General features: G+C 44.1%; 20 protein-coding genes. 15 read left to right on the forward strand and 5 right to left on the reverse strand.

Annotated elements, in window-relative coordinates; translation table 11 throughout:
• Positions 1 to 25: 25 nt before the first annotated feature.
• The 7 genes from JEZ96_RS02570 to JEZ96_RS02600 all read left to right on the forward strand — a co-directional run bounded on the left by JEZ96_RS02570 (position 26) and on the right by JEZ96_RS02600 (position 9,940).
• Complete coding sequence (locus tag JEZ96_RS02570) at positions 26 to 2,506, forward strand: S9 family peptidase (RefSeq protein ID WP_061783036.1); 2,481 nt, start codon at positions 26 to 28, stop codon at positions 2,504 to 2,506.
• A gap of 187 nt (positions 2,507 to 2,693) precedes the next feature.
• Positions 2,694 to 3,839 carry an HDOD domain-containing protein gene (locus tag JEZ96_RS02575; RefSeq protein ID WP_011918636.1) on the forward strand — a complete coding sequence of 382 codons (1,146 nt, stop codon included), beginning with the start codon at positions 2,694 to 2,696 and terminating at the stop codon, positions 3,837 to 3,839.
• Between the two features lie 47 nt (positions 3,840 to 3,886).
• Entirely contained in the window at positions 3,887 to 4,798 is a 912-nt protein-coding gene (locus JEZ96_RS02580; protein WP_011918637.1) for an alpha/beta hydrolase, read from the forward strand.
• A gap of 308 nt (positions 4,799 to 5,106) precedes the next feature.
• Positions 5,107 to 6,324, forward strand: coding sequence for an aspartate aminotransferase family protein (locus tag JEZ96_RS02585; protein ID WP_011790772.1), 1,218 nt, complete (start codon positions 5,107 to 5,109; stop codon positions 6,322 to 6,324).
• 126 nt (positions 6,325 to 6,450) lie between these two features.
• Positions 6,451 to 7,470 (forward strand): arginine N-succinyltransferase, encoded by a 1,020-nt coding sequence (gene astA / locus JEZ96_RS02590; RefSeq protein WP_011790771.1) that lies wholly within the window; start codon positions 6,451 to 6,453, stop codon positions 7,468 to 7,470.
• 10 nt (positions 7,471 to 7,480) lie between these two features.
• Positions 7,481 to 8,941 (forward strand): succinylglutamate-semialdehyde dehydrogenase, encoded by a 1,461-nt coding sequence (gene astD / locus JEZ96_RS02595; protein ID WP_025008375.1) that lies wholly within the window; start codon positions 7,481 to 7,483, stop codon positions 8,939 to 8,941.
• Positions 8,942 to 9,136: 195 nt separating this feature from the next.
• The gene (locus JEZ96_RS02600) at positions 9,137 to 9,940 is read left to right on the forward strand and encodes a DUF1338 domain-containing protein (RefSeq protein WP_025008374.1); all 804 of its coding nucleotides are present in this window, start codon (positions 9,137 to 9,139) and stop codon (positions 9,938 to 9,940) included.
• Positions 9,941 to 10,024: 84 nt separating this feature from the next.
• Here JEZ96_RS02600 and JEZ96_RS02605 read toward each other — a convergent pair whose 3' ends face one another.
• The 4 genes from JEZ96_RS02605 to crp form a co-directional block, all read right to left on the reverse strand.
• Positions 10,025 to 11,353: an ATP-binding protein gene (locus JEZ96_RS02605; RefSeq protein ID WP_128090183.1), complete on the reverse strand. Its 1,329-nt coding sequence runs from the start codon at positions 11,351 to 11,353 to the stop codon at positions 10,025 to 10,027.
• Entirely contained in the window at positions 11,350 to 12,024 is a 675-nt protein-coding gene (locus tag JEZ96_RS02610) for a response regulator transcription factor (RefSeq protein WP_011790767.1), read from the reverse strand. Before JEZ96_RS02610 ends, JEZ96_RS02605 begins: the two co-directional genes overlap by 4 nt.
• A complete protein-coding gene (locus tag JEZ96_RS02615) occupies positions 12,005 to 12,352 on the reverse strand; it encodes a PepSY domain-containing protein (protein WP_011790766.1) in 348 nt (115 codons plus the stop codon). Before JEZ96_RS02615 ends, JEZ96_RS02610 begins: the two co-directional genes overlap by 20 nt.
• Before the next feature lie 82 nt (positions 12,353 to 12,434).
• Complete coding sequence (crp, locus tag JEZ96_RS02620) at positions 12,435 to 13,070, reverse strand: cAMP-activated global transcriptional regulator CRP (protein WP_011070954.1); 636 nt, start codon at positions 13,068 to 13,070, stop codon at positions 12,435 to 12,437.
• Positions 13,071 to 13,492: 422 nt separating this feature from the next.
• On the opposite strand from crp, the gene JEZ96_RS02625 reads away from it, so the two are divergent.
• From JEZ96_RS02625 to JEZ96_RS02660, 8 genes are all read left to right on the forward strand, one after another.
• On the forward strand, positions 13,493 to 14,272 hold the full coding sequence (locus tag JEZ96_RS02625; protein WP_011790765.1) for a tetratricopeptide repeat protein: 780 nt from the start codon (positions 13,493 to 13,495) through the stop codon (positions 14,270 to 14,272).
• Between the two features lie 302 nt (positions 14,273 to 14,574).
• On the forward strand, positions 14,575 to 16,782 hold the full coding sequence (locus JEZ96_RS02630) for a putative bifunctional diguanylate cyclase/phosphodiesterase (protein WP_025008370.1): 2,208 nt from the start codon (positions 14,575 to 14,577) through the stop codon (positions 16,780 to 16,782).
• 78 nt (positions 16,783 to 16,860) lie between these two features.
• Complete coding sequence (hrpB, locus tag JEZ96_RS02635) at positions 16,861 to 19,380, forward strand: ATP-dependent helicase HrpB (protein WP_025008369.1); 2,520 nt, start codon at positions 16,861 to 16,863, stop codon at positions 19,378 to 19,380.
• 81 nt (positions 19,381 to 19,461) lie between these two features.
• Positions 19,462 to 21,762 (forward strand): penicillin-binding protein 1B, encoded by a 2,301-nt coding sequence (gene mrcB, locus JEZ96_RS02640; protein WP_081429817.1) that lies wholly within the window; start codon positions 19,462 to 19,464, stop codon positions 21,760 to 21,762.
• A 151-nt stretch (positions 21,763 to 21,913) separates the two neighbouring features.
• The gene (locus tag JEZ96_RS02645; RefSeq protein WP_006084190.1) at positions 21,914 to 22,192 is read left to right on the forward strand and encodes a peptidylprolyl isomerase; all 279 of its coding nucleotides are present in this window, start codon (positions 21,914 to 21,916) and stop codon (positions 22,190 to 22,192) included.
• Between the two features lie 79 nt (positions 22,193 to 22,271).
• A complete protein-coding gene (locus JEZ96_RS02650; protein WP_011790761.1) occupies positions 22,272 to 22,667 on the forward strand; it encodes a DUF2391 family protein in 396 nt (131 codons plus the stop codon).
• 144 nt (positions 22,668 to 22,811) lie between these two features.
• Entirely contained in the window at positions 22,812 to 23,042 is a 231-nt protein-coding gene (locus tag JEZ96_RS02655; protein WP_011918643.1) for a hypothetical protein, read from the forward strand.
• 199 nt (positions 23,043 to 23,241) lie between these two features.
• A complete protein-coding gene (locus JEZ96_RS02660; protein ID WP_025008367.1) occupies positions 23,242 to 23,943 on the forward strand; it encodes a DUF3581 domain-containing protein in 702 nt (233 codons plus the stop codon).
• 88 nt (positions 23,944 to 24,031) lie between these two features.
• Here the strand turns inward: JEZ96_RS02660 and JEZ96_RS02665 are convergent, their stop codons facing one another.
• Positions 24,032 to 25,339, reverse strand: coding sequence for a methyl-accepting chemotaxis protein (locus JEZ96_RS02665; RefSeq protein WP_011918644.1), 1,308 nt, complete (start codon positions 25,337 to 25,339; stop codon positions 24,032 to 24,034).
• Positions 25,340 to 25,566: the final 227 nt, after the last annotated feature.

A 25,566-nucleotide genomic window follows, 5' to 3' on the forward strand; every position in this document is an offset into this window, starting at 1 on the left:
CGATAACAATAAAAAGGAAGGATAAATGAAAAGCGTAATCCGAAGTTTGGGATTTAGTGCACTTACCGTTGCGGTGTTAGCGGGTTGTGCCGCAACATCGACAGAAACGTCAATCCCTACATCATTGCCGCAGGTGTTCCAAGTCCCATTGGCGCAACCTCCGCAGGTTTCAGAGGCCCTTACGCTTAATCAAATTATGGCGAATCCCGATTGGATGGGGATTTTCGCTAAAGAAGCTTATTGGAGTGATGATAGTCAAAGTGTATTTTTTGCCCGTCAAGCCAGTGGTGCACCTTTGCGGAGTTATTATCAGCAAGGTATTGATGATAGTAGTGCGCTTGAGTTAGCTATCGATAAGCTGCATACCGCTGATCAGCAATTTGGGGTCATAGATCCCACGCAGTCTTATAAAGCCTACCTCTATCAAGGCAATATTTTTGTTAAGCAGTTAAGTACAGGGAAGATCACCCAATTGACTCGCCAACGCACTGCGATTGATGGTGTACGTTATTTGAATAATGGCGACATTGCATACTGGCAGGGGGATAATGTTTTCCAAATTCATCAAGAGACAGGGTTAATTGAGCAGCTTGCCGAAATCAAAATGGCAAAAGCGCCAGAAGGGGTAAAAGAGCCTAATACTTATTTGGCTAAACAGCAGTACAGATTAATTCAATATGTGGCACTGCAACAGGAAAACGCCAAAGCTAAGGCGAAGTTCAATGATGATTTGCAGAAAAACGATCCGACGCTTGCGGCCAGTACTTGGTATTTAGGCGATAGTGAGGTGGTTTCTGAGCTTAGCCTGTCTCCTGATGGCCGTTATATTTTAGTGGCGTTAACCGATAAAAATTATAACGGCCGTAATGAGCATGACATCATGCCTAATTATCTTGGTGCCAAAGGATATATCGATCCTGTGCCTGTGCGCGCTCGTGTAGCTGAAGATGCTCCACCTGGGCAACGCTTTGTATTACTTGACCTAACCCTGCACAAACAAATCAATATCACCATTGAAGGCCTAACAGGATTCGATGAGGATGTACTGGCAAAGGTTAAAACTGAGAATGCCAAGGCTAAAGGCGAAACTTATCAAAGCACTTTCGCACCACGTAAAATTCAGTTAATGCAGGATTGGGGTTGGACACAAAGTGCGATTCAGTGGCATGAGTCCGGCGCTAAAGTCGCCCTCATGTTGGAAGCCACAGATAATAAAGATCGCTGGATAGCCAGTGTTGACCTCTCAAAGGGGAAGTTTATTACTGAACATCGCCTCCATGATGATGCTTGGGTGAACTATGACTATAACCAGTTCGGTTGGGTGCCAGGGACAGATACGCTTTACTATCTGTCGGAAGAAACAGGTTATTCGCAACTTTACATTAAATCATTAGGCGAAAAGCCACGTGCGTTAACCCAAGGTAAGTTTGTGGTAAGTGATATCACGCTATCACCGGATGCAAGTTTTATTTATTACAAAGCAAATCAAAATCATCCAGGTATTTATAATGTTCACCGCGTAAATATATCCACGGGTAAAAATGAGCAATTAACTCAGTGGGATGGTAATTTAGATTACAGCTTAAGCCCTGATGGAACTAAGCTGTTGCTCAATGCCTCACGCCGTACACAACCGAATGAGCTCTATATTCAATCTATTGGCGGCGAGTTAAAGCAACTAACTTCTTATACGAGTGATGCCTTTAAAAACTACCCATGGCAAGCGCCTGAAGTGGTGGCGGTGCCGTCAAATTACGGTGCAGGTGATATTTATGCTCGAGTCTATTTACCCCAAGGCTATGATAAATCCCGCGCTGAAAAGTACCCTGCGGTGATTTTTAACCATGGTGCAGGTTATTTGCAAAATGCTGACTATGGCTTTAGCGGTTATTTCCGCGAGTTTATGTTCCATAACCTATTAACTCAACAAGGTTATGTGGTGATGGATATGGATTACCGCGGCTCTAAGGGTTACGGCCGTGATTGGCGTACTGCGATTTATCGCAATATGGGGCATCCCGAAGTAGAGGACTTAAAGGATGGTGTGACTTGGATGGGGAACCATGCCAATGTCGATACTCAACGTGTCGGTACTTATGGTGGCTCCTACGGTGGATTCTTAACCTTTATGTCGCTGTTTACCGCGCCAGATCTATTCCAAGCGGGCGCCGCACTGCGCCCTGTGGCAGATTGGGCACACTATAATGCTCCTTATACCTCGAACATTTTAAACACGCCTGATGTGGATCCTATTGCCTATGAGCGCAGTTCACCGATTGAACATGCCCAAGGATTAACTAAGCCATTGTTAATTATGAGTGGTGTGATGGACGATAACGTCTTCTTCCAAGACAGTGTTCGCATGGTGCAGCGCCTGATTGAACTGGAAAAGCCGATGTTTGAAATGGCAATTTATCCTGTTGAGCCACACGGTTTTCGTCAGCCATCGAGTTGGTTAGATGAATATCGTCGTATCTATAAGCTATTTGAACAAGAACTCAAATAAGCGCGTTTAGCGTTTTACAAAGGCCTCTTTAAGAGGCCTTTTTTATGTTTAAGTTAGTAAATTTGAGAGGTACTAAGCAGCAGGGTTTGTTTATTGCTAAGATTGAGTGTATGTGCTGAAATTATAATGTTTTTTAGGATTTTAGAATATTGACGTCACAGGCATGGCTTAATAGGACAGATGAATAGTGGCGATTTCGGTAGCGGGTGGCGTAAGGCCTGGCAAAATTATAGAGATAGAGCATAGGCTCTATCAGCAATTAATCCTCGGCAAACAAAAGGCGAGTCCAACACTATTGGATGAACTTGATAGGGAGCTTGAGGCCGATGCGAATAAGTTGGATATTGAACGCGAAGCCATTTTGGCGCGTATGATGAAACAGCTCCAAGCCCGAGAAGTTTTTGAAGCGGTGTCGAAACAATTAACTGCAACCGTTAATAACGCCATTGAGCATCAATTAGCCTCCCCTGAATTGGTTTTGGTGCAGGCTGATATCAATGAGTCCCAAATTTTATTGTTAGAACTCCTACTTGCAAAAAACCTTGATGCCACTCGATTACGACCGCTCATCAGTAATCTAAGTTGGTTATGTCGCGATTTAACCAATATGGTCAACAGTCCCGCCTTTCGTGCCCATCGACCTCAGGGGGCTGATGTGCATGTCACTGATATCAAATTAGTGATGAGTTACATTGGAATAGAGAACCTTCGCACAATTATTCCCTATTTTTGTTTACGTAACTGGTTACCTAGCGGCAATGCTAAATTGCTGTGGACTACCCGTAAACTTTGGCGCTACAGCATTATCAGCGGTATTGCAGCCAATGCACTGGCTAAGCTTCACAATACTGACTCAGCACTGGTTTATAGTAGTGCTCTGTTAAACCAGTTAGGCACGTCGGTTGTATTGAGTTTAAGTGCTCGCTTATTCGATAAAACATGGGGAACTTGGATACGGGAAGCCAGTAGCAGCCGCGATAAAGAAGTATACGATGCTGTGATAGCAACAGAATTCCCAGCTAAAGTGGTTTTTGAACAAGTGTTAAATCATGGGCTGAAACTTAATTGGCAATTATTAACACTACTTGAGTTTGAACATAGTCCATTAACTTTGTTATTAAAGGAACTTGATCAAACCTTAAGTTATCGTGAGCTCTCACCTCAAGCCGCGATTGTCGCACGGGCTAATTGTTATGCTAAGGTGGTGTTACTTGAAGAGATGCGCCATATTGAGCCGCAAGAAAAGCGTTTAATGTTCGATTATTACGAGTTAACAGAGCAAGAAGTGCTGCGTTTAAAAGCACAAAATTATCGAAAGTTAGATTTGCTATAATCGATGCCCTTTTATCAGTGTCGATATGGCGCTGATGTGGAGGGAAGATGTCAAGCTGGCAATCATCTGTATTAAACACTATTTTATCCTACGTTGCCCGCCCATCCATCAGCCGAGGCAAGGCAAAAGTCCCCTTAGCACAAGTGCGTGAAAAGCTTATTGAGCTGGATAAGCGCTGGATCCCCTGGCCCGATAAATTAGTCAGTGCCACCATTCCGCTTAGGCATTCAAATCTATTGCACTATGTGCATCTGACTAAATCACCTCTATTAGGAAATCTCTTTTATGTTCGTGGTGGCGGTTTTTGCTTTAAAACCCCCCATGCCCATGCAAGGCTTGTTGCAGATATCGGTCGGCGTTGTCAGTTAGATATCTATATTCCCGATTATCGTCTTGCTCCCGAATATCCTTTTCCCGCGCCCTGTGATGATGTGATGGAGGCGTATTTACGCTTAATCGACTTGAAAGGTGCAAATAATTTGGTACTGATGGGGGATTCTGCGGGAGGTAATTTAGCCTTAAGTTTATTGCTCGAACTTAAGCGTCTTCATTTACCGCTTCCCCAAGCCTGCGTACTCTTATCGCCAGCATTAGATTTGGCGATAACGGGGGACACTGAGCTTATTCTTGGTGCAGATGATCCTTTTTTTACCATAGAGTCATTGCTGCGTTTACGGGGAGCTTATCTTGCAGGCGCAGATCCTATGTCTGCAAGAGTTTCTCCTTTACAAGGGAACTTGGCAGGTCTGCCGCCGCTCTTAGTGATCGCGGGTACTCGGGAGTTGCTATTACAGGATTCAGAACGGTTAGTGACTCAAATTAAAGCGAGTGGTGGGGAGATCCAAGGCATATTCTATCCCAATATGCCTCACGTATTTCCTATGTTTGACTTGTTACCTGAGGCCCTCGAGGCGAGGGAGAAAATCAGTCACTTTGTGCTTTCACATTTGATTCGTTAAAATTGTGTAGTTATTCATATTCAGTGAATAGCTAGCAAAAATAGAGGTAAATAACTTTTTTTCTGACTAAATATGCTACAAGCCTTAGGGATAAACGCTTGTATAGTTCTTAAACTGCAATCTTTATGCACTTTGTGTCAAAGCATAGCGATTGATGTTTGTGAAAAACTGGTATTTTGATCACATTTTCGCTAATAATGGCTATTAACAGACACAAGCATTCCCTGTATCACTAACTCTAGATAAAGATACACAGGGTATTCTGACGGCGCCCTATGCCGCTAAACAAAAACAAAGGATGAAGAAGAATGAGCGTTGATATGAAGTTAAACCGTGCCCAATTTGACGCAGTGATGGTGCCTAATTATGCGCCAGCGGCAGTGATCCCCGTTCGTGGCGAAGGAAGCCGAGTATGGGATCAAGAAGGTAACGAGTTTATCGATTTTGCTGGCGGTATTGCGGTAAATTGCTTAGGTCATTGTCATCCAGCTCTCGTGAATGCGCTAAAAACTCAAGGTGAAAAACTGTGGCATTTGTCCAATGTGATGACAAACGAACCTGCCTTAGCCTTAGCGACTAAATTAGTGAACAGCACTTTTGCCGACAAAGTGTATTTTGCTAATTCAGGTGCTGAGGCAAACGAAGCCGCATTAAAATTAGCCCGTCGTTATGCCTTAGAAAAATACGGTGTTGAAAAAGACGAAATCATCGCATTCGATAAAGCCTTCCATGGTCGTACTTTCTTTACTGTAAGTGTTGGTGGGCAAGCCGCCTATTCCGATGGTTTTGGTCCTAAACCACAGAGCATTACACATTTACCTTATAACGATATCGCAGCATTAGAAGCCGCAGTATCGGATAAAACCTGTGCCATTATGCTTGAGCCACTACAAGGTGAGGGCGGTATTATCAGTGGCGAGCCCGCCTTCCTCAAAGCGGTACGTGAACTTGCGAATAAGCACAATGCCCTCGTAATTTTTGATGAAGTCCAAACCGGTGTTGGCCGTACTGGCGAGCTTTACGCTTATATGGGAACGGACATAGTGCCAGATATTCTCACCACGGCTAAGGCTTTGGGTGGTGGTTTTCCGATTGCTGCTATGCTGACTACGGCTGAAATTGCTGAGCATTTAAAAGTGGGCACCCATGGTTCTACCTATGGTGGCAACCCATTGGCCTGTGCTATCGGTAATGCAGTATTAGATGTTGTGAACACGCAAGAAGTGCTAGATGGCGTGAAACATCGCGAGCAATTACTGCGTGATGGTTTGAATAAAATCAATGAAAAATATCATGTTTTTTCAGAAGTTCGCGGTAAAGGTTTACTCTTAGGGGCCGTTCTTAATGAACAGTACCAAGGTCGTTCACGCGACTTTTTGGTCGCCTCTGTCGCCGAAGGCTTAATGAGTCTGATGGCGGGTGCTAACGTGGTGCGTTTTGCTCCTTCTCTGGTGATCCCCGAGGCAGATATTGCTGAAGGTCTAGCTCGTTTTGAACGTGCTGTGGCGAGCATAGCTGCCGCCTAAATGACCTAAGGAGTGCTGAATTTATTCGCACTCCTTTTTTGTCAGGGAATGCTTGTGTGCATCACTACCTGTCTTATTTAGATAGGAGCCTTGGTGCGCTGCAAGCCAAAGTGAGGAGACACTAAGATGTTAATCATACGTCCTATTCAGGCTGGTGATTTTGAGGCTTTATATCAAATTGCCGAAGAGTCTGGCCATGGTTTTACGTCATTACCTGTGAATGCCGATTTGCTCAAACATAAAATTGCGAGAGCAGAAGCCTCATTCGTCAAACCTGTAGAGACTCCCTTCGATGAAGGCTATCTGATGGTATTGGAAGATACCGATACCCGCGCAGTGGTCGGCACTTGTGCCATTGAGGCCGCTGTCGGAATGGAAGATGCTTTTTACCATTATCGACTCGGCACCGAAGTTTATCATTCTGAACAAATCGACGTGCGTAATGAGGTTGAAACCTTAACCCTTTGCCACGATTACACTGGCGCCGCCGAATTATGTACATTGTTTTTACGTGAAGCCTATCGTAAAGGTAATAATGGCCGCATGTTATCCCGTAGTCGCTTTTTGTTTTTGGCCCAACATGCGAAACGTTTTGGTGAAACAGTGATCGCCGAAATGCGTGGTGTGAGCGACGCTAATGGTCATTCTCCCTTTTATGGTTGGCTGCAAAAGCATTTCTTAGGCATTGATTTTGTTCAGGCAGATTATCTTTCTGGTTTGGGTAAAAAGGCATTTATGGCTGAAATGATGCCACGAAATCCGGTTTATGTGTGTTTACTACCGGAAGAAGCACAAAAGGTGATAGGCGAAGTGCATACCAACACCCGTCCCGCATTGAGTCTGCTACAAGCAGAAGGTTTTAGATGCCGCGGTTATGTGGATATTTTCGATGGTGGCCCAACGGTTGAGTGTCGTTTATCCGATATTCGCGCAGTCCGAGAAAGTCGGCTATTGACCATAGATATAGGTGATATGGTCGAGGCGAGTAGCCAATTCATTATCTCCAATACCCAATTAGCCAACTACCGTGCAACAGCGGCATATTTAGCGGTGGATGATAAATCCGAACACATAGTAATTAGCCCTGAACTCGCAGCGGGTTTGTTGCTCGCTAAAGGCGATCAAATCCGTATTTTGGCAATGTAGGAATAAACACATGACACATTATATTCAAGGCCAATGGCATACTGGTAACGGTCATGACGTGACCTCAATCAATCCTGCCAATGGTGAAACTATTTGGTGCGGAAAAACAGCTACCGCAGAGCAGGTTAATGCCGCGGTTGAGGCTGCGCGCGCTGCACAATTTGATTGGTTTATGTTAGGTTTTGACGCGCGTTTAGCCATAGTTGAAGCGTATCGCAGCCAACTCGAAGCCAATAAAGCGGAACTGGCTGAAACGATTGCCCAAGAAACCGGTAAACCTCAGTGGGAAACGGCAACCGAAGTCGGCGCCATGATAGGTAAGATTGCGCTATCGGCAGCGGCCTACAATAAACGTACTGGCACTGAAGCGAACGATACTCCGGCAGGGCGTGCGGTTATTCGCCATAAACCCCATGGTGTGGTGGCCGTATTTGGACCTTATAATTTCCCCGGTCATCTGCCTAATGGTCATATAGTGCCTGCGTTACTTGCTGGGAATACCGTGGTGTTTAAGCCATCTGAACTCACGCCTAAAGTCGCTGAGTTAATGGTCACGCTTTGGGATAAAGCGGGTTTACCTGCGGGGGTTATCAACTTAGTTCAAGGCGAGGTGGATACAGGTAAAGCGTTAGCCTCACATCCTCAGATCGATGGTTTGTTTTTTACGGGCAGTTCACGTACAGGACACCTATTACACCAACAATATGCGGGTCATCCTGGCAAAATTTTAGCACTTGAGATGGGTGGTAATAATCCACTGATCATCAAAGGGGTACAGGATATTAAGGCTGCAGTGCACGATATTCTGCAGTCGGCTTATATCTCATCTGGCCAACGCTGCACTTGTGCACGCCGTTTATACGTTGAGCAAGGCGAGCAGGGTGATGCCCTGATTGCCCTGTTAGTCGATGCGGTTAAACAGATTAAAGTCGGCCCTTGGAATGCGCAGCCACAGCCATTTATGGGCTCAATGATTTCAGAAACTGCCGCCAAAGGTATGGTTGCGGCGCAAGCCAATCTACTCGATTTAGGCGGTAAAGTGCTCGTTGAATTAACGCATTTACAAGCAGGAACGGGCTTAGTCTCTCCTGGCCTTATCGATGTAACGGCAATTGATGTATTGCCGGATGAAGAATACTTTGGGCCTCTATTGCAGTTGGTGCGCTATGGCGATTTCGATCAGGCGATCAAATTGGCTAACCAAACGCGTTATGGTTTGTCTGCGGGATTACTTGCCGATAGCCGTGAAGATTATGATTATTTCCTCGCGCGTATTCGTGCAGGCATTGTTAACTGGAACAAACAAATCACAGGTGCATCGGGCGCGGCGCCTTTTGGTGGCGTAGGCGCTTCGGGTAACCACAGAGCGAGTGCTTTCTATGCCGCTGATTACTGTGCTTACCCCGTTGCTTCGGTCGAGGCTGATGCCGTGAGTTTACCCGCGACACTAAGCCCAGGTTTGAGCTTGTAAGCGGGTAGAGATTTGACTTTTATGTGGTAAAGAGGAGGAAGGATGAATGTTCTTCCTTTTTAATAACAAGCAGTAACGTGACTTGAGTTTCTACTGTGGGTATGTGTGACGCTGCAACAGTGGCATCTAGGTCGTTACATTTAGTGTTTGCGGCACAATAACAGCAATAACCGCAGCACAATAAAAGGAGTTTTTATGCATACTGACATCAACGCCTTATTTGCCGCCCTGTGGCAAGACTATATTCAAATGACCCCTTCTGCGGCAAAAGTGCACGCGCTGCTGGGCCATGGTAAACCGATTATCAACGACCATATCGCCCTACGCACTTTTAATATCGCTAAAGTGAATTTGGATGTGCTGGCTAAGCATTTCACATCATTAGGCTATGTTGCTTGTGGTGATTATAAGTTCGAGCAGAAAAAACTGGTGGCTAAGCATTTTGAACATCCAGACTCGACTCAGCCTAAAGTGTTTATCTCTGAGTTGTTGGTTGAAGAATTTAGCCCTGCGCTACAAGCGACCATTCAAGGTTTAATCGCCCAAGTGGATGTCGCCGCGACAACGGCGGATAATTTTATCTACTCAGGCCGCCATTGGTCATTGGATTCTCAAACCTATCAGGATTTATTAGCCGAGAGTGAATATGCTGCTTGGGTAGCCGCTTTTGGTTATCGTGCAAACCATTTTACTGTGTCTATCAATCACCTCGATGGTTTTGATACCTTAGAGTCAGTGAATAATGCATTGAAACAAGCGGGCTTTGTGCTCAATAGTTCTGGTGGTGAGATTAAAGGTTCGCCAGAGGTGTTGTTAGAGCAATCCTCGACCATGGCCGATAAAATTGGCGTTGAATTTACTAATGCGACAGTAGAAATCCCAAGTTGTTTCTACGAGTTTGCCCTGCGTTATCCTATGGCAAATGGCGAGCTTTACACGGGCTTTGTAGCGGCGTCTGCCGACAAGATTTTTGAAAGTACCAACGTGAATAAAGCTTAACTTCATCAGAGCCTAATCTCGCTTTGAGTATAAAAAACGCCATCGATTCGATGGCGTTTTTTATGAATAGCTCAAGTAAGACATCTAGCTAAAGGTCAGTTCGATCCTCAGTCCACCTAAGCGAGTGCTGTGATCAAATCTAAGTTCAATCTCATATTGCTCGGCAATTTCTTTCACTATCGATAAACCTAAGCCGTGACCCATTACAGCTTCATCTAATCTTGTTCCCCGCTGCGTGAGTTTATCTAGCTCATCATCAGCAACCCCAGGGCCATCATCATCGATACAAAGGCAGAGACGCTCTTGCTGACGTGATAGCTGAATACTCACTTGGTGCTTAGCCCACTTAAAGGCGTTGTCTAATAGGTTGCCTAGGAGCTCCATGCCATCCTCTCTGTGGATCGGCAGCCGTAGGATATTGGGATCGAGTTCAAAATTGCATTCGATGGACTTGTTGCGGTGGACCTTATTAAGGGTATTGGCTAGGCTGTGTAAATCCCTTGGGATCACTAATTGCGCCGCAGGAAGCATGTCGCCTGTGATCCTTGCCGCCGCCAGTTTACGCTCGACCATCTTGTGAATCGAATCAAGTTGCTGCTGCAGGGCTATGGCGGTTTCAGGATCTTTAAGCCCAAGTGCTTCAACTTGTTGCTGCATCACCGCCAGTGGCGTTTTGAGCCCATGGCTCAAGTTACCTAAGTTATTGCGACTACGTTCAATTTGCTTGGCGGTGTATTCGAGTAGTTCATTATAGGTTTTTGCTAGTGGCCTTACTTCCGGGGGGATATTACTCAGTTCGAGAGCGTTGATCTCCCCTTGCTGTAAACGGGATAGCGCATCTTGGATTTGCCTAACGGGTTTAAAAGACTGACGTAGAATTAAAAAGATCCCCATGATCATCGCCACTAGCATCGCTAGATTGACCCCAAGTTTAGTGCCATAAACTTCACTAAATACGCGTCTACCAATACTGAGATCCTGCGCCACTGTCAGGGTGGCTGTGACATTGGCGCTACTCGAATTTAATCCCAAGGATAACAGTTGCATATCATTGTTTTTTGGGCCTTTAGCTTGCCAAACTCGGGTTTGATTTGGGGCTAATGGTTCAATATCTAATTGCATGTCCCATAATGAACGTGAGCGAATCACTTCATTTGGCAGATTAAGCTGGAAATAGCGGCCCGAATAGGCAGGTTTATAAAAACTGGAAAGCTGGCTTTGATCTATGCTGATATCACCATCATTGATATGGGTCGCCAGCATGATATGTTCAAGATCTTCTTCTAAACGATTGATAATCGAATCGTGAAAAGCTTGGCGCAACATGGACTCAAATAAGATAAGTCCAATCACTGTGCCCAGCACTATTAAGCCCGTTAACCATAAACTGAGCTTAGTGCGAATGGATATCATTGAATTGCGCCGTGGAAAATATAACCTTGACCGCGGCGGGTTTCGATAGCGGTTTTACCGAGTTTTTTACGTAGATGTGTCACATAAACTTCTACGACGTTACTCTCTTTTTCATCATCAAATTGATAGAGTTTATCGGTTAGCTGTGCTTTAGATAACAGCTTTTTAGGTGACATAAGAAAAATCTTAAGCAATCTAAATTCCATGGCTGTTAACTCGTATAGGTGATCGGCTACTTTTACTGTTTGCTCCGTTTCATCTAAGGTAACGCCACCATAGGTGAGTTGTTTGCTAGGAGTATTTAAGCGTCCATGGGCTCGGTGAATCAGTGCTTGTATGCGAGCAAGCAGTTCTTGAGCATGGAAAGGTTTTCCTAGGTAATCATCAGCACCCGCATTAAAACCTTCGACTTTTTCATGCCATTGGCTACGAGCCGTTAACATGATCACTGGCGTACTAATACCTTGATTTCGCCAGCCTTCGAGCAATTCGAGTCCATTACCATCGGGTAGGCCAATATCTAAGATCACACAATCATATTGAGTTTCTTTGATGAGGTAATCGGCTTCCAGTGCTTTGTCTGTGATATCGGTAACGTAGCCAGCAAGTTTGAGTTGCTTTGCCAGTTCATTGACCAGCATTGGGTTATCTTCAACGAGTAGCAGTTTCATTTTTTTGGCATTCGCTCGGTAGTGCAATGGATTGATCGGGTTGGCCATTGGTTGCATCAATGCTCAGATTAACGATTTGGCCGCGCTGAACTTTAATTTGTAAATCATAGCGCCATTTATGCGCTTCTTGATAGAGATGGGCATCAATTAGTTCACCTTGGCAAAATTGATCCACAACCGCAAGGGTACCATTGAGCGACAGAATTTGTCCTGAGTTAACGAGATCTTTGACTTGATAGTGTTCTAATTCAATCGGTTCAGCATTGATTATTGTTGGATACACCAGTGCGAACAGACTGAAAAAACAGATAAAAAACAGCCGTTTCATTTGTGTACCCCAATAAAAAATGGCCTAGAATTTATGCTAGGCCACTTTAATGAAACAGGCTTAAATCAAGCTGAAGACTAACTTAACGGGTACCGTATACCACTATCGTTTTGCCGTGTGCTTGAATTAAATTTTGCTCTTCAAGCATTTTCAAGATTCGACCGACAGTCTCACGTGAACAGCCTACAATCTGGCCAATCTCTTGACGAGTGATCTTGATTTGCATCCCATCAGGATGAGTCATTGCATCAGGCTGTTTAGCTAAGTGCAATAATGTTTGTGCTATACGACCTGCGACATCAAGAAACGCTAAATTGCCGACTTTCTGACTCGTGCTTTGTAGGCGATAAGCCATTTGAGCAGACAGTTTCATCAGAATTTCAGGGTTAACTTGGATCAGTTGCTTAAACTTTTTATATGAAATTTCTGCAATTTCACATGCTTGTTTAGCTCGAACCCAAGCGGTACGTTCTGCTTGTTCTTCAAATAATCCTAACTCACCAATAAAGTCGCCTTGATTAAGATAAGAAAGGATCATCTCTTTACCTTCTTCATCTTTAATCAATACGGCAACAGAACCTTTTACGATGTAATAAAGGGTATCTGAATCTTCACCAGCATGGATAAGAGTGCTCTTTGCAGGGTACTTATGAATGTGACAGTGTGATAAAAACCATTCCAAAGTTGGGTCCGGTTTTGGCTTACCAATCAGAGCCATGTTGATGTTCCTCGATTGATTAAAACGAAAGTAAGGATATTCTAAATAAGCATTTTACGTCAATTAGACTCACAAAAACTTGATAGAAGTCTTAGTTTAGAATAAGTGAATAAATGCAATTAACCATCTAAAATTAGAGCTTATTTTGCTACTTTAGTGATATTAGTCAACTAAATCGGTACGAAACTCATCGGATTCAGTTAACTCTGTCGAGTTAATCACATCTTATAAGGCATTTTAAGAATTTTTTGAGCCAAAAATAAAAAAAATGCCACTGTACGAGGTAATTACTTTTGCTATTTCGAAAAAATATCCCTTTATTATCCCATTTTAGTCTTGGTTTTAGTGCGATTTAGGCTCGACTTATCCAAAAAATTCAGGCTAACTTTATGGTGTGGTCGCTTTGAGGTGAGGTAAGTAAGGTGAAATACAGACAATGGGTTTTGAGCATAGGCTTAACTTTAGGCGTAGGGCTAAGTTCTGTTGCGCACGCATTTTCTATTCCACAACCTGCAGCTGAAATTGCAGCGAGTAAATTTGCGCTAATCCAAGTTCAGGCGGCGCATGGCAGTGCTGATGCTCAATTTTTATTGGGGCTGATGTATCTCTCTGGGCGCTATGTGGAACAAGAGGTGCCATCTGGCATGTATTGGATATCCCTGGCGGCTGAACAACAGCATGAGAAAGCACAGCAAACGCTGGCTGATTTATCCTTTGAGGGCAAAATTATTGCCAGAGATCTCTCGGTAGCAGAGCATTGGTATAAAGTGATGAGTGAACGAGGTAATCGTTGGGCTCAGTTCCGTTTAGGTTTTATTTATGCCTCTGGCGGTGATGGCGTTGTACGTAATTGTGGTAAAGCGGTCGAGCAATTTACCCAAGTGGGTGATGATATTGCGCTGGGTAATGTGGCGTGGATCCTTGCGACTTGCCCTGAGGCTGAATATCGCGATGGCAATAAAGCGGTTGAGTTATCCTTAAAGTTACTTAAAGTAAATGAAAACGATCCCACTAATTTAGATAACCTCGCTGCTGCCTATGCAGAAATTGGTGATTTTAGTGCTGCAATATTGACCCAGCAAAAAGCGATTGAAGCTTTAAAGATGAGTGCTGAACTGACTAAGACGGATGAGTTCATTCAGCGGTTACAAACCTATGAACAAAAACGAGCCTATCGCGAAACCTTACGTCTGGTTGAATAAATTATTAGACTTTCTCGTGTTTGTTGCCCCTACTTTCTATCTGACTTTCCTTATCAGTCCTGCTTATTGAGTGCAGGATTTAATCTATTTCAGGCTAAATCTTGACCAATCATAAAGAAGTGTGTTTTTCTGAATAAGCTATACTTTTTTCCGTAGCGGTTAATGTCATTTTATTATTTTATAGCTATTCATTAGCTCATTAGCTCATTAGCTCATTAGCCGTTTTTGATTATTCAAATTTCTATGCTCAACGCATGTTGATAACACCTTAAATGGAATGTTAGGTAAGGAAATACCTTGAAATGTCAGATGGTTTAGCCAATCCACTCCAACAGGCACTCGTCACTATTTTTAGCGAAACCCCGCTAGAAACCTTAGAGCAGAATGTTGACCGAGCCCTAGAGACTATTACCTTGCAACTCCACTGTGATGGAGTGTTTGTGTTGACAGGAAGCCAGTCTCTTGACCATTTACGCACTCGAAATCTTTATTTAAAACCGCAATTTACTAAGGGACAACAGATCCGAGTTTGGCCTTTAGCACGTATGCCTTTTTTTCGTTCGTTGGTACGTTCACCAAGATTATTAAATGTGCCTGATGTTAATCGGTTGCCCGATGAGGCATTGGCTGAAAGAGCCCTACTAAAAGATTGGAATGTAAAAAGTTTATTGGTTTTACCTCCCGTCATTTTTGGCGAAACACGGATAGCTCTAGGGGCGGTTAACTGCTCTGAGTGTTGTGATTGGAGTAATGCGTTTATTGATGAGTTTAGTCATGCCGCAGTGATGATTGGCTCTGCAATGGAATTGACTCGAATTGCCCAAAATATGCTGGCAAGTGAATATAAATACCGTCAAGTATTTAATCAGTTACCTTTAGCCTGTGCGTTACTCGATAAACATAATCAACTGGCAATGTTAAATAAAGTGGCGTTGCAAACTTTACCTGTGCAGCACGGATATGATTTATTCCAGATGGTACGAGAAGAAGAACACGCCATGCTCAACGATACCTTGCATATGGTACGTGAGGGCGTCTTAGGTCAAGCTTGGTGTGAGTTACCGTTAAAATCGGTGCATCAACTCGATTGGTTAAGGTTAAGTTTCAGCCAGATCCATGGTGATAAAAATACGCTGGTGATGATAGCTGAAGATGTGAGTGAAAAGTATCGCTTAGCCGATGAACTCTCTTTCCATGCTAATTACGATGCACTGACTGGCTTACCCAACCGACTACATTTTGAGGCATTGCTTGAGAATCTTCTACAAGCAAGGGATGACATGCCGACCTGCGTTGCTTTTATTGATGTCGACCAATTTCAAGTCATCAATAATGTGAGCGGCCATCAAGCGGGAGATAAACTCCTGTGTCAGTTGGCTTTGCGTCTAAAACAACTTGTCCGCAAAGGCGATATTGTCGCGCGCCTCGGTGGTGATGAATTTGGTATTTTGATGCATTACAGCAACGTGGATTCGGCGCAGCATATTGCTAATCGCATTTGTACCCAGCTTGCAACCCACGAGTTTATTTGGGAGAACCGTTGCCATAATGTCAGTGTGAGTATGGGCATTGCCAAGCTCGATAAATCGGCTGCTGATATTTACACTGTGATGAGTCAAGCGGATGCGGCATGTCGCCTTGCTAAAGATAAAGGGCGCAATGGTTGGCATTTATACAGCGCCAAAGATCCTAAGATGACTCGACTTTATACTGAGATGATGGCCTCAGTTGATATTGTCAGCGCCCTCGCATTGAATCAGTTTGAGCTTTATTTTCAAATTATTACACCATTAAATCGCCGTGAGTCAGGTCTGCATTTAGAAATCTTACTGCGTATGGTGCAGCCGAACGGCACTATTGTTTCTCCTGCGATTTTCTTGCCCGCGGCTGAGCGTTATAACTTAGCTTCTAAAGTCGATCTTTGGGTGATAGATAATTTACTTAAATGGGGTAGTAGTCATTTAGCGATTTGGCAGCAGTTGGATCTTGTTTCCGTTAATTTATCGGCCACGTCTTTAGGAGACAGTGAGTTTATGAACTGGCTTGAAATGCGCTTAATGACCGAGCCGGAGTTGGTGGACAAACTTTGTATTGAGATTACAGAAACGGCAGCGGTGAGTCAGCTAGAACAGGCGACAAAATTGATTGAAGTATTACGTCCCCTTAATTGTCAGTTAGCTCTAGATGATTTTGGAGCTGGTTTTTCAAGCTTTGCCTATCTCAAGCGTCTTAATGTGGATTTTGTCAAAATTGATGGTCAGTTTGTCCTTAATATTTGTGAGGATCCCGCGGATCAAGCTATTGTTAAGGCTATCTGTCAGTTGGGGCAAGACATGGGATTTGATATTATCGCTGAGTTTGTGGAGTCCCCCGAAATTGGCCTTAAATTACAGATGCTCGGGGTCGACTACGCCCAAGGTTACGCGATTAACAAACCCACTCGTTTATCTGATTTAACTTCAGGGCTAAGTCGGCCTTGGCTTGATATGAACAGTGGTTTACAGCCTTAAATCCACAACCTGCACGGTTGGTATTAAAGCCGATTATGAGTACACTGACGACCTGTTTTGAACTTTGATATCAGATCCTTGAACTCTCTACCCATTTATTCTCTACTTGCTCCGCTGCATGAGGCATTTTCTACCCATGCGCAAGTCATTCTTGAGGCGCCTACTGGGGCGGGTAAATCTACCGCTTTGCCTCTGGCTATGTTGGATTGGCCTGAAGTCACTGGGCGTATTCTAATGCTTGAGCCTCGTCGAGTCGCCGCCCGTAGTGTGGCACATTATATTGCCCGCTGCCGACAACAGAACGTAGGGCAAGAGATTGGGTATCGGGTGCGTGGAGAGTCTAAGGTCAGCGCCAATACACGCTTAGAGATAGTTACCGAAGGGATTTTAACGCGGATGATCCAGCAAGATCCTGAGTTAACAGGGATTGAAGTGATCATTTTTGATGAGATCCACGAGCGGCATCTTACAACGGATCTTGGCCTTGCCTTAGCGCTCGAAGTACAAGCTTCCCTGCGTGATGATTTAAAAATATTGGCTATGTCGGCGACGTTATCGGGCTTAGCCTTGGGTGAATTAATGCCCTCGGCGGCGATTTTACACAGCGAAGGTCGCAGTTTCCCCGTTGAAGTTGAATATTGCCCCGTGCCAAGTCAGCAGCATTGGTTGGAGCATCTTGGTCGCTGTATTGTCGAGCTTGTCAGTGCAAATACGGTTACTGAAAAAAATACCGTTCACAATGATGTATTAGTCTTTTTACCCGGCAAAGCTGAAATCCTGCGATTAGTGCAGTATTTGGGTGAGCGTCTCGACAGTGATACTTTCTTGATATGTCCATTATACGGTGAGCTTTCTGGTGCTGAGCAAGATCGCGCCATAGCGGTATCGACACAGGGAAAGCGTAAAATTGTATTGGCAACCAACGTAGCAGAATCGAGCTTAACGATTGATGGCATTGGCTTTGTTATAGACAGTGGCTATAAGCGTCAGGCGAGTTTTAATCCTAAAACCGGCGTTACTCGCCTCAGTTTAAAACGCATTAGTCAAGCCTCGGCAACTCAACGTGCAGGGCGTGCAGGGCGTTTAGCCGCGGGTGTATGTATTCGATTATGGAGCCAAGAAGAACAAGGGCGAATGCTAAAGGCTGATGAGCCTGAAATTTGCCAAGCAGATCTTGTCTCAATGGCCCACGATTGTGCCTATTGGGGGGCAAAATCCTTTAGTGATCTAATGTTACTGACTTCACCCCCCAAGGTAAATGAAGCACTAGCTTGGCGGCTGTTACAGCATTTAGGGATGGTTGATGGTCAAAATAAGTTATCTCCCCATGGCAAAGCTGCCTATGAGTTAGGTTGCCACCCTCGGCTTGCCCATATGTTACTGAGTGCTAAAACCTTAGCTGAGCAGTTATCTCAACCAGAATTATCTAGCTTAGCCTGTTTGCTTGCGGGGATTTTAGAGGCCAGAGGCTTACCCAAAAAGGGTGCAGATATGATGAATTACCTGTACTTTGCGACTCAGGGACAAGTGGGGCAGCAGGTAAAACAATGGCAAAGAAAGTTAGCCGTGTCTGGTGATTTAAGCGTGATAGCCTCCCATGCTCATCATAAAGATGTCGGGTTATTATTGGCATTTGCCTATCCTGATCGTATCGCTAGGGCGCGGGGCGTAGAGGGATATCAATTGGCTAATGGCACGGGTGTTGTGCTCGCCGCGGAGGATGGACTTGCGCAAACACCATGGCTTGTTGTCGCTGATTTTCAAGAAACAGAAGGTAAAAGTGCAGGTCGGATCTATTTGGCAAGTCAGTTGCACCCCAATCTATTCGATGAGGCACTAAAGCCCCTGCTAAATATCACAGAGCAATGCGGTTGGGATGAGATAAAAGGGCGAGTAGTGGCAGAACGCCAATATAAGATTGGCCAAATATTGTTCAGGTCTGATTCAATCTCTAAGCCTGAACGCCCACAAATAGTGGCCGCATTACTGAACTATATCCGTTTGCAGGGATTAAAAATTCTCAATTGGAACGACAACTTAGAACAACTCCAATATCGCATCCAGTTGGCTAAAGCACTGGATGCGAGTACTGATTGGCCTGATATCAGTGACACTGCATTATTGGCAAACCTTGAAACTTGGCTGGCGCCTTACCTTGAAAATGTGAATAATCTGCCGCAGTTACAGAAACTCGATTGTTTTAGCTTTGTCGCAAACCAATTAAGTTGGCAGCAGCAACAAATGCTCGAGACATGTTTGCCAACCTCTTGGGCGTTAGTCACTGGAACACATGCCCCGATAGTGTATGACGCCTCTGGGCGAGCTTTGCTTAGGGTGAGATTACAAGAAACCTTTGGTATGGCACAAAGCCCAATATTGGCACAGGGCAAACTTAAGGTGACGATGGAGTTGCTCTCGCCAGCACAGCGACCATTAGCACTTACAGCCGATTTAGCCAGCTTTTGGCAGGGCCCTTATGTTGAAGTCAAAAAAGAAATGCGTGGTCGTTATCCAAAACATTTGTGGCCGGACGATCCTGTGAATACTTTACCTACAAAATATACCAAGAAGAAAACCTTGGGTTTATCTCAGTCATAGCTTTTAGGCTGCTTTGATTTACAACATTTAGGTGTTGTGCCCGTGACTGATGTCTTTAAATGTGTGAATGATGAAGTAGATATGACAACTAAGACGACAAAAAAAACACCCGCTCAGCGCAAGGCAAAAAGGAGTCGTGGACTCTTTGGGCACATCTGGTCGCTCACTTGGAAGTTGACTTTAGTAGTGCTTGCCGTAGTTACTTTTTACAGTATTTATCTTGATCAAATTATTGCCAAAAAATTTGAAGGGCAAAAATGGCATCTACCCGCCCAAGTATTTAGCCGGTCCATGGCCTTGTACCCCGGTGCCGCCGTCAGTCATCCTCAGTTAATGGCTGAACTTAAATTGCTCGGTTATCGTAAGGTCGCTAATCCTCGCCAAGTCGGTGAATTTTCAGCTTCAAGTACGCGTATAGAGTTATGGCGTAGACCCTTTTTACATCCTGAGGGCGATCAAGCAGAACAAAGAGTAATGATAAGCTTCGACAGTGATGGTGTAAGTTCCGTCGCGCGGATAGAAGATAAGCGTCAATTAGCGGTGTTTCATTTAGAACCCGTATTACTTGATCGTATTATTGCTGGCGACGGTGAAGATAGGTTATTTGTGCCAACCGAAGATATGCCTAAATTGATTATTCAGGCATTACTTCTAGTGGAAGATCGCAGTTTCTATGAACATCATGGCGTTAATCCTTTTGCGATTCTGCGTGCTGCGTTTGTCAACTTAAGTGCTGGACGAACAGTACAAGGCGGCTCAACGCTGACACAGCAGCTTGCAAAAAACTTTTTCTTGTCCAGTGAGCGCTCTTTGCTGCGTAAAGTGCGGGAAGCGCTAATGGCGGTGATTATTGATTTTCGCTACAGCAAAGAAGAAATCCTCGAAGCCTATTTAAATGAAGTTTATATGGGGCAGGATAAATCCCGTGCCATACACGGCATGGGGCTGGCCTCGCAATTTTATTTTGGACGTCCGATTAGCGAACTGACTGCGCCTCAGCAGGCATTTCTTGTGGCAGCAATTAAAGGTCCGTCTTACTACAATCCGTGGAAATATCCAGATCGTAGTCAAGAAAGACGCGATCTCGTATTGCGTTTATTGATGGATGCGGGTGAATTAAATACAGAACAGTATAAGGCGGCGGTAGAGTCTCCATTGGGCTTACGTAGTCAAAATAAGCCTGTTCATCAGAAGTTACCTGCTTTCTATGCTTTGGTGAAGCAAGAACTAAATCAACGTTATGGTGATGCTTTACTGAAACAATCTGGTGTGAAAATTTATACTACCCTAGACCCAATGGCCCAAGAAGCGGCCGAAAATGCGGTGATGAAAACCTTTAAAAGTTTAGATAAAGGCAATAAATCATTGCAGATTGGTATGGTGGTGACCGACAAATACACCGGCGGTATTGCCGCAATGGTAGGCGATAAAACGCCAGGGTTTGATGGATTTAACCGCGCCGTTGAAATTCGCCGTCCTATTGGCTCGTTAATTAAGCCCTTTGTGTACGCGACGGCATTGGCGCCTAATAGCAAATTCACTTTGGCGACACCGCTAAAAGATCAGCCTATTACCTTAAAAAATGAACAAGGTAAAACTTGGTCTCCCCAAAACTTCGATAAAAAGTTTAGTGGTCAAGTATCCCTGTTAACGGCGTTGAAAAAATCGATGAACGTGCCCACGGTAAACTTGGGGATTGCGGTTGGTGTGGACGCAGTAGCAACCACCCTAGCCAAATCTGGCTGGGAAGAGCCCTTAAACGAATATCCATCGATGTTATTAGGGGCAGTGAATGGCTCTCCTCTGATGGTCGCGCAGGTGTACCAGACCCTAGCGGATAATGGGGCTTATCGTAAGCTCACAACCGTTACTGCAGTATTGGATAGCCATAATGAACCTTTGCCAGTGACCCGTTCACCTAAAGAGCAAGCCATTACGCCCGAAACAGATTTTCTCGTGCAATATGCGATGCAGCAGGTGGTGCGTTCTGGTACGGCAACACGGTTAGGTAATGCTTTCCCTGGGGTGGCGCTAGCGGGTAAAACGGGAACGAGTAACGATAGCCGTGACTCTTGGTTTGCGGGGTTTGATGAGCGTAATGTTGCAGCAATTTGGGTCGGACGGGACGATAATGGCAAAACTAGCCTCTATGGTAGTAGTGGCGCCATGGCGGTATATCAATCCTTCTTAAGTGAGCGCCCACCAATTGGTTTACGCTCAATCCCGGTTCCAGGTGTTGTGCGAGGCTATTTTGACCGTGATACTGGCGTCGCTAAAGAAGCGGGTTGTGGCAATGTCGAAGCTCTACCCGCATTAAAGGGAACCTATAATCCTGCACAAAATTGCGGTGAACCTTTGCAATGGTGGCAGAAGATTTTCTAGGTTAATCGGGGCGATTATTGGCTAATAACGCACTGATGTGTTGAATATAAAACCAGTAGAACCTGTGTCGATGGAAGTGATGTTATCGAGAGCAAACTCGGGATGTCACTCTTCCTTTTGCTCGGGACGTTAACTCAAAGTGAGAAATGACATGTTTAAAACCGCTGCCGCCGTGCATATTTTAGTGAAACACAAAGAGCAGGCTGAGGATATTGTTAAGCAGCTAAATAATGGTGCTAATTTTGCTGTGCTCGCTAAGCGTTTTTCCTCTTGTCCTTCAGCCAAAAAAGGCGGCGACTTAGGTGAGTTTAAAAAAGGCCAAATGGTGCCACAGTTCGATAAAGTCGCATTTTCGGGCGAGTTATTGGTGCCACATATAGTAAAAACGAAGTTTGGCTGGCATGTCGTTAAAGTGCTTTATCGCACTTAATACCTCAGTAATAAGCGCATCTTCACCGAACGTTATTTTCGACTAATCAAATAGATTGGAAGATTAGGGAGCGATCAGCATGAAATTTAGTTTTAACACCGAAGATGCGAGCCAAGTATGTGTGGGCGCTTTTGCCCTTGCGGTTCCCATCGCATTTTCTGAGGAAGCGTGGCAACTTGGCGAAACGTTGCCTTTATTAAATATTGCTATGCTCTTTAGTTTATCGTTGTTATTTCTCGGAGTATTTACTTACCACAGCGTGTTCCAGCAGAATATTCGAACACGGATCCCTGTGTTTATTTTTCGGATAGTGGTGGCGTATTTGCTCACTGCACTTGTTGTTTTTCTGGTGCTGTTTTGCCTCGATAAAGTGCCATTTTTTGAGGATCCTCTGACCTCGATTAAACGGATCATAGTGATTACTATGCCGGCCTCTATGGGCGCTATCGTTGTGGATAGTTTTGATAAAGAATGATTTTGCAGTCAAATCTCATGACTTTTGTCACTGGTGTATTTGGCGTATCTTGAACATACTGATTGTTACTGCGTTTCGAGATTAAATTTCACTGCAAAAATAACCCTGAAACGTCAACACACCCTAAAACGAAAGGAATGGATTATGAACAATGGTGCTCTTGCTTTACTTATTCCCATACTTGCGATTGTGGGAGGATATGTTGTGGCAATTATGAAGATCCGTGAAAAGCAAAGATTGGCGAGTCATGAGCAAGCACAGGAGAACCAAGTGCTGCGCACCGAGTTAGAAACGCTGCGTCGTCGTGTTGAGGTGCTAGAGCAGTTAGTGACTGACGATGGTTTTCAATTAAAACGTGAGTTTAATAAAGTCTAAAAGATGCATGTTGCGATGGAAATGCGCTAGCAATGTGAAATGCAACAACGAGGTTATTCGCTTTACAAATATTATCACGGTGTTACTTTTACGGCTTCGTTGGATTCAAGTCATCGGGTGAGTGAAATACCTAAATTAAGGTAGACTCGTGAGAATTTTGTTATCCATCCCTACTTGAGTCATTACTAATAGAGTTTATATGTTTCTAGCGCCTTATTTTTCAAAGCAAAATCAAGCAATTTCAGTTTCGGCACAGCAGGCTAGCGATTTCGCTAAGAAAGTTGCACAGGATTTTAATCCTATACATGATGTCGGCGCCAAGCGTTTTTGTGTCCCCGGAGATCTGCTGTTTGCTTTAGTGTTAACCCAGTATGGTTTGAGTCAGAGCATGAAATTTAGCTTTGCAGGCATGGTGGGGGATGGCGTCGAATTGCAATTTCCAGAGCAGGTTAATGATAGTTTTTCGATTTGCGATAGTCGTGAAAAAGCCTATCTTAATGTCAGCCGTCAGGGTGATGTAAGTTGTTGTGATGCGCAGAAAGAATCCTTTATTCGTCAATATGTTGCTTTCTCTGGACATAATTTCATCGATATCTTAGTGCCGTTAATGAAACAGCATCAAGTGATGATAAATCCAGAACGCCCATTAGTGATTTACGAAAGCATGTCGTTCGATCTCACTACACTTGATTTTATTGAGGTCACTTTATCCCTCGTTGGACAAGATCTTAAAATTGATGGCAAACGCGGCGATGTGACTTTGCATTTTGAGTTACACAGTGGTGATACCTTAGTCGGAACAGGTATAAAGACCTTAGTGATGAGTGGATTACGTGCTTACGATGAGGTTTTTGTGCAGCAAATGTGCGCAACCTATGAAGGCCGTAAAATAGATTATTGATAGGCGCTTAGGTCATCGCGTGGTTTTTGTCTGTAGGCAAAGCGCTATGCATCCATAAATAGCGCTAATGAATGATGTAATATGCGGATTAATGTTGATCGTCGATGGAAAGCTTTGACACCGTTGATGAGACATTTTCCGCCCCATTACGAATTTCCCCCATAACCAATGTCACCTCTGCTAACTGCAGTTTCCCTTCCTGAGCGATACGCTCAACCTCATTCATCATGTGTGTTGCGCTAGCGGTTAATTGAGTATTTTTACTGACTACGGCGGCAATTTCACTGGTTGATTTACTGGTTCGGGCTGCAAGTTGTCTCACTTCATCGGCGACAACGGCAAAGCCACGCCCTTGATCACCTGCACGCGCAGCTTCAATGGCAGCGTTAAGCGCCAGAAGATTCGTTTGATCTGCAATCGAACTGATGGTTGCAACAATGGCTTGAATACTCTGAGACTGCTCATTGAGTTTTGCCATTGAATCCGTCGTCCTATGGGTTTGCTCGGCAATGGCATTTGAGGTACTTACTGTTGCATCCAGCAATTTCACACCTTGTTGGGCTTGTGTAAGCGTTTGTTGTGAGGTGATCAGCGCAATATTAGCGGCTTCTTGAACGGCTTGATTTTGTTGGATTCGCGCGCTGACATCGCTGGCGAATTTGATGATTTTTCTGACATGACCGTTTTCATCAATAATGGGATTATAGGCAGCCTCTAACCAGATGGATTGACCATAGGCATTTTTACGCTCAAACAAACCGCTCTTAAATTGCCCATTTTTAAGATCGTCCCAAAAATGAGGTTGTTGCTGATAGAAATTATCAAAGCAAAAAATACGGTGGTGCTTGCCGATGACTTGTTCTTTGCTGTACGCCATTACCCGTAAGAAATTATGATTGGCGTTGAGTATGGTACCCTCTGGCGTAAATTCAATAATGGCCTGTGACTTATTTAATGCATCGAAAATAGCCGCTTGATCATCGAGTTGAAGCTTTTCTTTCGTGATGTCAGCGGCAATCTTCATCACTTTTATCACTTTCCCATCTAATTTAATGGGAAAATAAGTCGCTTTAAGCCATATCTCGTGTCCATTTTTATGGATACGGCAAAAATTACCTTCCTGCAGATGGCCTGCTTTCAAGTTGTCCCAAAACTGACGATAGGTAGAGGCGTTTGCATATTCTGGCTTACAAAATATCCTATGGCTTCGGCCTATAATTTCTACCAGAGAATAACCCATCGTATTTAAAAACAGAGGATTAGCATCTAGGATTTCACCATCTGGTGAAAACGTGATAGTGGCGACGCTGTTATCGATGGAATCAACTAAAGATTCTGATTCCAGTAGTTTCGCTTCACTCTCTTCAAGGCTTTTACGTAACGATGAATTAAACACTGAGATACTCCTTAATTCAAAAACGAACTCTTTTTTATTGGATGATATGGCGCCAAATACACTGATAAATATAGCTATGATTGGGATGATTTGTGGTTTTTATTAACATGGTACGCCGAACTGTATACTGCAATATTGGCAAGTAAGATCACTAAAATCAGATGTGGATAAAGTGCAGACATCAAGCTTACATGAGCAAATGTTGCCAAGTAACGGAGTTTGGCAGG

This window comes from Shewanella putrefaciens (assembly GCF_016406325.1).
In the GTDB taxonomy this organism is placed as follows: Bacteria; Pseudomonadota; Gammaproteobacteria; order Enterobacterales; family Shewanellaceae; genus Shewanella; species Shewanella putrefaciens.

Bases quoted from the DNA above. Each gene is read 5' to 3' on its own strand.
- JEZ96_RS02605 (WP_128090183.1), bottom strand. From the start codon at position 11,353: ATGATATCCATTCGCACTAAGCTCAGTTTATGGTTAACGGGCTTAATA.
- astD (WP_025008375.1), top strand. From the start codon at position 7,481: ATGACACATTATATTCAAGGCCAATGGCATACTGGTAACGGTCATGAC.
- JEZ96_RS02630 (WP_025008370.1), top strand. From the start codon at position 14,575: ATGTCAGATGGTTTAGCCAATCCACTCCAACAGGCACTCGTCACTATT.
- JEZ96_RS02615 (WP_011790766.1), bottom strand. From the start codon at position 12,352: ATGAAACGGCTGTTTTTTATCTGTTTTTTCAGTCTGTTCGCACTGGTG.
- JEZ96_RS02655 (WP_011918643.1), top strand. From the start codon at position 22,812: ATGAACAATGGTGCTCTTGCTTTACTTATTCCCATACTTGCGATTGTG.
- mrcB (WP_081429817.1), top strand. From the start codon at position 19,462: ATGACAACTAAGACGACAAAAAAAACACCCGCTCAGCGCAAGGCAAAA.
- JEZ96_RS02610 (WP_011790767.1), bottom strand. From the start codon at position 12,024: ATGAAACTGCTACTCGTTGAAGATAACCCAATGCTGGTCAATGAACTG.
- JEZ96_RS02650 (WP_011790761.1), top strand. From the start codon at position 22,272: ATGAAATTTAGTTTTAACACCGAAGATGCGAGCCAAGTATGTGTGGGC.
- crp (WP_011070954.1), bottom strand. From the start codon at position 13,070: ATGGCTCTGATTGGTAAGCCAAAACCGGACCCAACTTTGGAATGGTTT.
- JEZ96_RS02585 (WP_011790772.1), top strand. From the start codon at position 5,107: ATGAGCGTTGATATGAAGTTAAACCGTGCCCAATTTGACGCAGTGATG.
- JEZ96_RS02660 (WP_025008367.1), top strand. From the start codon at position 23,242: ATGTTTCTAGCGCCTTATTTTTCAAAGCAAAATCAAGCAATTTCAGTT.
- JEZ96_RS02645 (WP_006084190.1), top strand. From the start codon at position 21,914: ATGTTTAAAACCGCTGCCGCCGTGCATATTTTAGTGAAACACAAAGAG.
- JEZ96_RS02570 (WP_061783036.1), top strand. From the start codon at position 26: ATGAAAAGCGTAATCCGAAGTTTGGGATTTAGTGCACTTACCGTTGCG.
- astA (WP_011790771.1), top strand. From the start codon at position 6,451: ATGTTAATCATACGTCCTATTCAGGCTGGTGATTTTGAGGCTTTATAT.
- JEZ96_RS02580 (WP_011918637.1), top strand. From the start codon at position 3,887: ATGTCAAGCTGGCAATCATCTGTATTAAACACTATTTTATCCTACGTT.
- JEZ96_RS02600 (WP_025008374.1), top strand. From the start codon at position 9,137: ATGCATACTGACATCAACGCCTTATTTGCCGCCCTGTGGCAAGACTAT.